The organism is Pacificibacter sp. (assembly GCF_039769035.1).
Taxonomy (GTDB): domain Bacteria; phylum Pseudomonadota; class Alphaproteobacteria; order Rhodobacterales; family Rhodobacteraceae; genus Celeribacter.
On sequence record NZ_JBDMZG010000028.1, the window covers coordinates 1 to 9,805 of the forward strand.

Annotated in this window: 8 protein-coding genes; 3 read left to right on the forward strand and 5 right to left on the reverse strand. The window is 51.7% G+C overall.

Features of this window, described 5'->3' with window-relative positions; genetic code table 11:
• Positions 1–635 precede the first annotated feature (635 nt).
• A complete protein-coding gene (locus ABF287_RS03020; RefSeq protein ID WP_347183553.1) occupies positions 636–1,775 on the forward strand; it encodes a Hint domain-containing protein in 1,140 nt (379 codons plus the stop codon).
• Positions 1,776–1,850: 75 nt separating this feature from the next.
• On the opposite strand, the gene msrQ is transcribed toward ABF287_RS03020, so the two are convergent.
• From msrQ to ABF287_RS03035, 3 genes are all read right to left on the reverse strand, one after another.
• Positions 1,851–2,504, reverse strand: a complete 654-nt coding sequence (gene msrQ / locus ABF287_RS03025; protein WP_347183554.1) for a protein-methionine-sulfoxide reductase heme-binding subunit MsrQ — start codon at positions 2,502–2,504, stop codon at positions 1,851–1,853.
• A gap of 62 nt (positions 2,505–2,566) precedes the next feature.
• The gene (gene msrP, locus ABF287_RS03030) at positions 2,567–3,511 is read right to left on the reverse strand and encodes a protein-methionine-sulfoxide reductase catalytic subunit MsrP (protein WP_347183555.1); all 945 of its coding nucleotides are present in this window, start codon (positions 3,509–3,511) and stop codon (positions 2,567–2,569) included.
• Positions 3,512–3,578: 67 nt separating this feature from the next.
• The gene (locus tag ABF287_RS03035; RefSeq protein WP_347183556.1) at positions 3,579–5,075 is read right to left on the reverse strand and encodes an FMN-binding glutamate synthase family protein; all 1,497 of its coding nucleotides are present in this window, start codon (positions 5,073–5,075) and stop codon (positions 3,579–3,581) included.
• Positions 5,076–5,343: 268 nt separating this feature from the next.
• Between ABF287_RS03035 and ABF287_RS03040 the strand changes: the two genes are divergently transcribed.
• Positions 5,344–5,778: a DsrE family protein gene (locus ABF287_RS03040; protein WP_347183557.1), complete on the forward strand. Its 435-nt coding sequence runs from the start codon at positions 5,344–5,346 to the stop codon at positions 5,776–5,778.
• A gap of 69 nt (positions 5,779–5,847) precedes the next feature.
• Here ABF287_RS03040 and clpB read toward each other — a convergent pair whose 3' ends face one another.
• Positions 5,848–8,466, reverse strand: a complete 2,619-nt coding sequence (gene clpB, locus ABF287_RS03045) for an ATP-dependent chaperone ClpB (RefSeq protein WP_347183558.1) — start codon at positions 8,464–8,466, stop codon at positions 5,848–5,850.
• A gap of 234 nt (positions 8,467–8,700) precedes the next feature.
• Between clpB and pyrF the strand changes: the two genes are divergently transcribed.
• A complete protein-coding gene (gene pyrF / locus ABF287_RS03050; protein ID WP_347183559.1) occupies positions 8,701–9,411 on the forward strand; it encodes an orotidine-5'-phosphate decarboxylase in 711 nt (236 codons plus the stop codon).
• Between the two features lie 14 nt (positions 9,412–9,425).
• Here the strand turns inward: pyrF and ABF287_RS03055 are convergent.
• A partial coding sequence (locus tag ABF287_RS03055; protein ID WP_347183560.1) for an NUDIX domain-containing protein occupies positions 9,426–9,805 on the reverse strand: 380 nt, incomplete at its 5' end.

A 9,805-nucleotide genomic window follows, 5' to 3' on the forward strand; every position in this document is an offset into this window, starting at 1 on the left:
CACTACCGCCGCTCCATCCAGCCCCGCAGTCAATCGCTCGCTGCCGGTAGAGGGGGTTCTAGTGCTAACCAACACAAGCCGCAAGTGGTTTTTACGAAGAAAGTGAAACTTTTTTGAAGGAAGTGGGATTTGTCTATTTATTGAATGATCGCAGCGCGACTTTACCCAAAGACACACACTTCAACGCTTCAAATGTCGAGCAAATCATATGCGCAATACCCCATGGGCATACCAACATGCCTGCAAAAGCGAGAATCACGTCGAAATGTCGCCCACGAATCGGCCAAGCGAAGAAGCGCAGTCACAACAAAGTGGGTGAAACGGATCCAGTTTGGACACTAAATCACGCCATCTACGCCGAAATACCCCCCTGAATTGCCCAATTCGTGGGCGAATCCACCGCCAACACGTGACTGTGGATACAAATTTAGGCAAAAAAAGGTTTAGTTTCAACGTAATGTCAGTATAGTTGACTCTATTGCTTTCTAATGGACGTAGCTTTTGCCCTAGGCCACTCGATATTTTTCGCGTGTGAAAGCTCGCTAACGTGCCCAATTGTTCGTTTCGAGCAATACGCTTGTAAGAGTTTGGGACGCACGTGTTTGAGACACGTGAAAATTTTGGAGGAATGGAATATGGTCACAACATCGTATGACTGGTCAATGCAACAGATCACGATCACAGGCGACGACGCGATCAACTTTACCGGCAACACCACACAAGGGTCCTTCACCGAGTCTGTTGACAACGTTGACGAAGAAACTGCGCTGCTGCCAGAAGGTGAAGAACTTCCTTGGCAGATGGGAACCAATTTCACCGTTAGGCTCGCTGAAGTTTTCGGCGATGTAGATCCAAACCCCGATTCAGGGGTCGGCGTCGAATACGTTACGATAGATGGTGTGGACTATAACTATGTTTACATGGGCTACACGACCTTCGACTATACCGAGTCTGGAACCAACGAAACGATCTCCGACACCTTTGCAGTCATCGAAGTTATCGGAAGCGGTACTAATGGGACCAACGAATACTATGTATTGAACCTTACGTCTGACACCGACCCGAAAAACGGCTCATCGGGCGGAAGACTTTCAGACCTCAATATGGGACCTTTGTACATCCAGGAAGGCGAGGTTCAGCCTCCGTGCTTCTCTGCTGGCACGAAAATTCTGGCTGAGTTTTCCGAAATGTCTGTTGAAAATCTTTCAGCCGGCGACCGCGTTTGGACGATGGATCACGGTCTGCAAAGCGTGCGCTGGATTGGCTCTAAGCACATTTCTGGTCAGGAGCTCATGCGCGCTAAGCACTTGCGTCCCATTGTGATCAAAGCTGGTGCTTTGGGTGACAACCATCCTGAAACCGACCTTCGCGTCTCGCCACAGCACCGCATCTATGTGCGCTCGACAATCGCAGAACGTATGTTTGGCAGTTCTGAAATTCTGGTCGCTGCGAAGCAATTGCTGGGCATTCCTGGCATTGAAACTGTCGACGCACCAGAAGGTGTCACATACTATCATGTCTTGTTTGACCGTCACGAAGTGGTGTTTGCAAACGGTGCATTTGCCGAGTCCTTCTACACAGGCGCTCAGGCGTTGAACGCGGTGGAAGAAGCTTCGAAACAAGAAATTCTTGAGATCTTCCCAGAGCTTCGCGTTTCTGAAACTGGTGTTGAGGGTGGTTTCGATCCTGCCCGCCCATTCATTTCCGGCCACAAGGCACGTAAATTGGCGGCACGTCACATGAAAAACGGTAAGCCATTGGTTGCAGCAGCCTAAGCGGTGCGCAAATCAGTAGCATCTTTGAGGGGGCAGTCTTGCCCCCTTTTTTTCACCGTATCAATTGCTTCTAATTTATTGTGCACGGCGCGACTTAGCGCGGGGCGCAACGCTCCAGAACACGCGCACAGCAAGAAGCGCTACGATGACTCCAAGATAGATCAGCGGCTCCAATTGCCAGCCCTTGACCAGCCACACAAAATGAACCCCACCCAAAATCAAAGCTGGATATGTCAACTTGTGCAAATTGCGCCATTTGGGTCCGAGTTTGCGGATCGACCAATTGTTCGATGTGATGGCCAATGGCATCATTAGAACAAATCCTGCCATGCCGATCGTAATGTAGGGGCGCTTGATGATGTCTTTCACAATCTGGTCTAAGATTTGAACATCCAGCACCAGCCACACCAGCAGGTGCAAAAAGATATAGAAGAACCCAATTAGGCCCAGCGCACGGCGAAACTTGATAAGGCTAATTCCTGTGATCCGACGCAGCGGCGTAATCGCAAGCACGACAATAAGGACCTGAAGCCCAAGCTCTCCCATCTCGTGCTCAAGCTCTTTCACGGGATCAACGCCAAGCGTGCCATTCAATGCTGACAGGAACATCAAAACAGGTGGAATTACGGCGATGATATAAAGCGACCAAGCGGGAATGCGGCGCAAAACGCCATTCACTGATTTTGCGATACTCTGCTTGGTAATCGTTTCGGATAATGCGGAAAACATTGGACGTCCTAATATAGGGAACGCAAAGGAGGTTACGACAGCGCCCCCTTTGTGAGACAAACTTAGTAGTTCTTGGTGAGATCAAGGCCTTTGTACAAGTCGCCGACCTGCTCTTCATAGCCATTGAATTTGACGGTTTCGATACGCTTGGCAAACAAGCCGCCGCCGATCCGTCGTTCCGTCGACTGCGTCCACCGCGGGTGGCTAACCTCTGGATTCACGTTTGAATAAAATCCGTATTCACGAGCGTTAATTGATTTCCAAGTGTTCAGCGGCTGGGTGTCGGTCAGCGTGATCTTCACAATCGATTTGATCGATTTGAAGCCATACTTCCAAGGCACAACCAAGCGCAACGGCGCGCCATTTTGGTTCGGGAGTTCTTTGCCATACAGGCCCGTCGCCATCAGTGTGAGCGGGTGCATCGCTTCATCAAGGCGCAAGCCCTCAACATAGGGCCAGTCGAGCAAAGCACGCTTTTGACCTGGCATTTCGCTGGGGCGGTAAAGCGTTTCAAAACGAACATACTTGGCAGAGGATTGAATGCCGGCGAGCTCAAGAAGTTGATTGAGCTCGAACCCGTTCCAAGGAATGACCATTGACCAAGCCTCAACGCAGCGGAAGCGATAGATACGCTCGTCAATGTCGACCTTTGCCAAGATATCAGCGAGATCATAAGACCCAGGGCGATCCACCAAGCCGTCAATTTCAACAGCCCAAGGGTCAGTTGTAAGAGTGTGCGCATTGCGTGCAGGGTCTTCTTTGCCCGTGCCAAACTCATAGTAATTGTTGTAGGTTGTTATTTCTTCAAAAGTGTTGGGCGTTTCGGTCGTGTCGAAGCCTTTGATTTGAAAATCAGGCGCAACCTGAGCCTGCGCTGGAGACGCCCCCAAAAGACCTGTGCCCAATGCCGCACCACCGCTCACCAGACCTGCCATCAAAGAACGACGGTTGAGGTAGGTCTGCTCTGGCGTAACGGATGAATATTTTAAATCGTTCGTGAATTTCATGACGGCCCCTCTAGAATGCTTTTCCTAGAGGTAGCCGCTATTGCGTCATACGCAAAGAAAACTCATTTCACGTCTTCGTTGACTCTTTGTAACTTGGCACAATGCGCTCCAATTCCTTGGACGTCCCATCGGCCTGAACAATACGCACATGATGCCTCCGCATTTGGCGGGGCTCAAGCACACCAACAGAGTGGGCAATGGTTTCCAGTTCCTTGATCGAAGCCGCAGCATAGGCCGCCACCTTTTTGTATTTGTCTTCGACAACGAGCCCTTTGAGCAATTGCGGATCATGCGTCGTGATCCCAGTTGGACAGGTGTTTTTATTGCACTTGAGCGCCTGAATGCAGCCAAGGCTGAACATAAACCCGCGCGCCGAGCAGACAAAATCCGCACCCGCACAAATCGCCCAAGCCAGATCCGCAGGGTTCACTAGCTTGCCGCCAGCGATGATGCGAATACGATCGTGCAGCCCATATTTGTCACGCAGATCCACAATACGGATCAGGGATTCTTTGATCGGCATGCCAACCAAATCCATCAACGGCATTGGGGCTGCGCCCGTGCCGCCTTCCCCACCATCGATCGTGATAAAATCGGGGGCAGATTTTGGCCCACGCTCTTTGATCAAGGCAAAGAATTCGGCCCAAGGACGCGAAGAGCCAACAACGAATTTAAAACCAACGGGCTTACCAGTGACTTCGCGAATGTGGGCGATGAAATCCAACAAGTCGCCAAAATCATCCACTTCACGGTGACGATTTGGGGAAATGCCATCTTCACCGGGTTTCAACCCACGGATTTGAGCAATTTCAGGGGTGATTTTGGCAGCTGGCAAAATACCACCTTTGCCCGGCTTGGCCCCTTGGCTGAGTTTAATTTCAAACATGCGAACGGTTTCATGCGCCGCCATAGCGCGCAATTTATCGTCGTCCAAGTTTCCAGCTTCATCGCGAATGCCGTATTTTGCAGTCCCGATTTGATAGACCAAATCTGCACCGCCCTCGAGGTGGAACGGGGACAACCCACCCTCGCCAGTGTTCAACCAAATACCCGCTTCTTTGGCGCCTTTAGATAGGGCCAACACCGCAGGTTTGGAAATAGCACCAAAGGACATGCCCGAGATATTAAAGATCGACTTGGCATTGAATGGGGTCCGACAATACTGGCCGATGACCATCGGGTCTGTCGTCGCGAATTGATCGTCGAGCGGAGGAAAGGTGGCGTTTGCGAAAATGGTCGTTCCCGGCACCGACAAGTTACGTGTGGACCCAAAGGCAATGGTGTTGCCCTTTTTGTCAGCCGCGCGATAAATCCAATCGCGCTGTGCACGGTTGAAGGGCAGTTCCTCGCGGTCCATTGCAAAGAAATACTGACGGAAGAATTCGCCCAGAGATGAGAACCAGTGCCTAAAGTGGCCGATCACCGGATAGTTGCGCAACACCGCATCACGCGTTTGCTGCCTGTCGAAGAAGAAAAGCACAAAAGCACCGAGCGCCACGACACCCAACATAAAGACAAAAAACAGCGCCATTACTTGCAGCGCACCCATCGCCCATACCCACATATTTTATTCCTAACACGATTTGATCTTGCGAGACCCTGTCACAAAAACGGCAGTAGGCAACACTGTTAGCGCCAACATTTTTGCTAAAGTGCCACTTTTTTCAGCATACAATAGCATGCAATTTTACTGGATGGGGTCATATGAAAACGGCATCACACTTAGCACCCAGCTACACAAATCGCTGACACACCCCGTGCCTGAGTGAAAGCTGACAAACTACGAAAATTACATTACAATATTGGAATGTCATTCCAGGGAGGATACGACGATGATCAAGTCACTCGCACTTTCAGCAGCACTTTGCCTATCAGCACTCTCAGCTTTTGCAGTGGGCGTAACGCACTATGTCGCTATTCACGTGGACGAAAACGATCCACAGGTCATGAATATGGCGCTCAACAATGCCGCAAATACACGCAGCTATTATGAAAGCGTTGGCGATGAGGTGATTATTGAAATCGTTGCCTATGGACCCGGTCTCAATATGCTCGTCAAAGGCAAAAGCCCCGTCGCGGACCGTATCGCCACCATGAGCCTTGAAGACGAAAACATCAGCTTTGCCGCCTGTGGCAATACACACCGCAATATGAGCAAGAAAGCTGGCAAAGACGTCGTCATGCTCAGCGAAGCCGTGATGGTTCCATCAGGTGTTGTCCGTTTGATCGAGCTGCAAGAGAACGGCTATGCCTACGTGCGTCCATAGCATCCCATAGACACAAATAAGGCGGCCATTTGGCCGCCTTATTCTTACCATATGAAATTGACCGCGTGCTTAGTGCACAACCGCGTCGTCAGGTTTTGGCTTGTTTGAGGCTCCCTTACGGTCACCAATAATCAAGCCATCAACACCGGCTGTCACCTCGATGGATTCACCATCCTTGATGTCACCAGCCAACAGACGTTCAGCCAGCGGATCTTGCAAAGCGCGCTGAATCACCCGTTTGAGCGGACGCGCACCAAACACCGGATCATAGCCTTCATCCGCAAGCCAAGCTTTGGCTCCGTCATCAAGCACAACCCGCATATTGCGACGCGCCAAACGTTTGTCCAAAAGGCCCAACTGGATCTCGACAATGCCGCCCATATCGGAGCGTGCAAGCCGATCAAAGATGATGGTTTCATCCAATCTGTTCAAGAACTCAGGCCGGAAATGCGCACGCACGGCGTCCATCACATCCCGCTTGGCTTGCGTGGAATCTGCACCGTCAGGCATTTGGCTAAGCGCCTGCGCCCCAAGGTTCGAGGTCAAGATAATCAACGTCTGTTTGAAATCCACAGTCCGACCTTGCCCGTCTGTCAGCACGCCATCGTCAAGCACCTGCAGCAAAATGTTGAAAACGTCAGGGTGCGCTTTTTCCACCTCGTCGAACAACACCACCTGATAAGGGCGGCGACGCACGGCTTCGGTCAAGACGCCGCCTTCGTCATATCCAACATATCCGGGAGGCGCACCGATGAGACGTGCAACAGCGTGCTTTTCCATGAACTCAGACATATCAATGCGCACCATCGCGCTGTCATCGTCGAACAGAAACTCAGCCACAGCTTTTGTCAGCTCGGTTTTACCAACACCGGTTGGCCCAAGGAACAAGAACGATCCAAGAGGTCGGTTTTCATCGTTCAACCCCGCTCGCGCACGGCGCACAGCATTCGACACCGCATGAACGGCATTGTGTTGGCCGATGACGCGGTTGTGCAACGAGTCCTCCATGCGCAAGAGCTTTTCACGATCGCCCTCAAGCATTTTGGACGTTGGTATACCTGTCCAGCGCTCAACCACTTCGGCGACCTGTTCAGGACGCACAGCCTCTTCGACCAACAGATCTTGCGCTTCATGACCTTCTGCGGCCTCAATCTGCTTTTCAAGCTGAGGAATAACACCGTAAGACAGCTCACCAGCGGCCGCGAGATTGCCTTCGCGCTTGGCGATTTCAAGATCAGCCCGCGCACGATCCAACTTTTCTTTCAGATCTCGTGCACCTTCCAACTTGTCGCGCTCAGCTTGCCATTTGGACGTCATACCTGCAGATTTTTCCTGCAAGTCTGCCAACTCTTTTTCCAATTTCTGCAAACGGTCTTTCGACGCAGCATCGTCTTCTTTCGACAACGCCATCGCTTCGATTTGCAGTTGAAGAATTTGCCGATCCAATTGGTCCAATTCTTCTGGCTTACTGTCCACTTCCATCCGCAAACGACTGCCCGCCTCATCGATCAGGTCGATGGCTTTGTCGGGCAGAAACCGATCCGTAATATAGCGGTGCGACAAGGTTGCAGCCGCCACCAAAGCCGCGTCAGAAATCCGTACGCCGTGATGCACTTCGTACTTTTCTTTGATCCCGCGCAGGATGGAAACAGTGTCTTCGACCGTGGGTTCTTCAACAACAATCGGCTGGAAGCGCCGCGCAAGAGCCGCATCTTTTTCCACGTATTTGCGATACTCGTCGAGAGTCGTCGCGCCAATACAATGCAACTCACCGCGCGCAAGGGCAGGCTTGATCAAGTTCGCCGCATCCATTGCGCCCTCTGATTTACCAGCCCCAACAAGCGTGTGCATTTCATCTATGAACAAGATGATTTCACCATCGGCCGCTTCGATTTCTTTCAAAATCGATTTAAGACGCTCTTCAAACTCACCGCGGTATTTTGCACCCGCAATCAAGGCGCCCATATCCAGCGCCATCAATTTCTTGTTGCGCAGTGATTCCGGAACATCACCATCAATAATGCGCAACGCAAGACCTTCGGCGATCGCGGTTTTACCCACGCCCGGTTCACCGATCAAAACAGGGTTATTCTTGGTGCGTCGCGACAAAACTTGCATCGCGCGACGAATTTCCTCGTCGCGACCAATGATAGGATCAATCTTGCCCTCTTCCGCCGCTTCCGTCAGATCACGCGCGTATTTTTTCAAAGCATCATAGCCATCTTCGGCGGATGCACTGTCAGCTGTGCGCCCTTTGCGCAAATCGTTGATCGCAGCGTTGAGTTTCATCGCCGTGATATTGCCCGCAACAAGCGCATCTTTGGCCTTGGACTTCACAACAGCCAACGCCGTAAGAATCCGTTCGACGGCAACAAAACTATCGCCCGCTTTGGTGGCAATTTTTTCGGCTTCATCCAGAACTTTAACCGTAGATTGATCCATATATGTTTGGCCAGCATCCCCAGACACGCGTGGCACCTTGGCTAAGGCCACATCTGTTTCATCTACAACGCTTTTAGCGTCGCCGCCTGCCTTGCTGATCAACCCAGTGGCCATGCCTTCGGGATCATCAAGTAGCGCCTTTAGCAGGTGTTCGGGGCTTAATTTTTGGTGACTTTCACGCATCGCAATCGTCTGAGCCGCTTGCAAGAAACCGCGTGAGCGTTCGGTGAACTTTTCCATGTCCATCATCGTATCCTTTCAAATAAGCGTTCCAAGTGTGCGACGCCCAAAGCTGGCACGTACGCGCGGAGGAACCTTGATTCCTATGTGGTCAATCATCGTCCCCAATTCAAGATCACACGGGCGATTTCCTGTCGCTATGCGCTAGGTCAAATGCACATGCAACACGGATGAAATGTCACGTGACTTGCCTCAAACGCCGCACCGCAATATGAGAGTGCAAACCAAAGGAGCCTAACCATGACCGCACCCGCAGATGATCGCCTAATTGTTGCCCTCGATGTTCCAAATGTTTTGCAAGGCCTCGAAGTGGCGCAAAAAATTGGCGACGCCGTGTCCTTTTACAAAATTGGTTTGGGCATGCTTGCTGGCGGTGGCTTGGCCTTGGCCAATGAGCTGAAGCAAGAACACGGCAAAAAGATCTTTCTCGACATGAAGTTCTTTGACATCGGTGCGACAGTCGAAAAAGCCGTCCGCGGCATTACGCAGTTTGATATCGACTTTCTTACGGTGCACGGTGATCCTTATGTCGTTGAAGCGGCCAAGCAAGGCGCGGCGGGTTCCAACATGAAAATCCTAGCGGTGACCATTTTGACCTCGCTTGATCGTGCTGACTTGGATGGCGCGCTGATCAAACCCGGCGAGATCAAAGACTTGGTGCAAGAACGTGCGGGCAACGCCCTGCGTGCTGGCGCAGATGGTATCATATGTTCCCCGCAAGAAGCCGCACTTGTGCGCGCCCTGCCCGAAGCGGATGGCAAATTGATCGTCACCCCCGGCGTGCGCCCAGCAGGTGCCGCTTTGGGAGACCAAAAACGTGTGGCGACGCCCGCGAATGCGATCAAAGCAGGTGTCGACCACATGGTTGTTGGCCGGCCAATCTGGCAATCTGACGACCCACGTCAGGCTGCCCTAGAGATCCAAGCCGAAATTGGGCAGGCATTGAAATAAGATCGCAACGCGGCTTAGGTCGTTATTTGCTGCAAAGCACGTGACAAACGTCCACGCAAAGGTGCCACCACATCTTTGCGTGAGACAAAATCGGACACGAGCATCCAGCACCATCGCTGGCCCTCGTCTCCTAAAACAATACAATCATCCGCCAAACCATCCCACCGCGCGACAAAGAAATGTACTGCCGCGCCATGAGGTGTCTCAACGGTTTCGCGCACTTCATAGATGATCTTGGTTGACTCAAGCACGATGTTGAGTTCTTCGAACAGCTCTCGTGCCACAGTTTCTACTGGCGTTTCGTCGTCTTCACGACCACCGCCCGGCAAATCCCATTGATTGGAATACTGCAAATCGGGGCGATCATCGCGGAGCAAAGTCAAAACATCTTCGC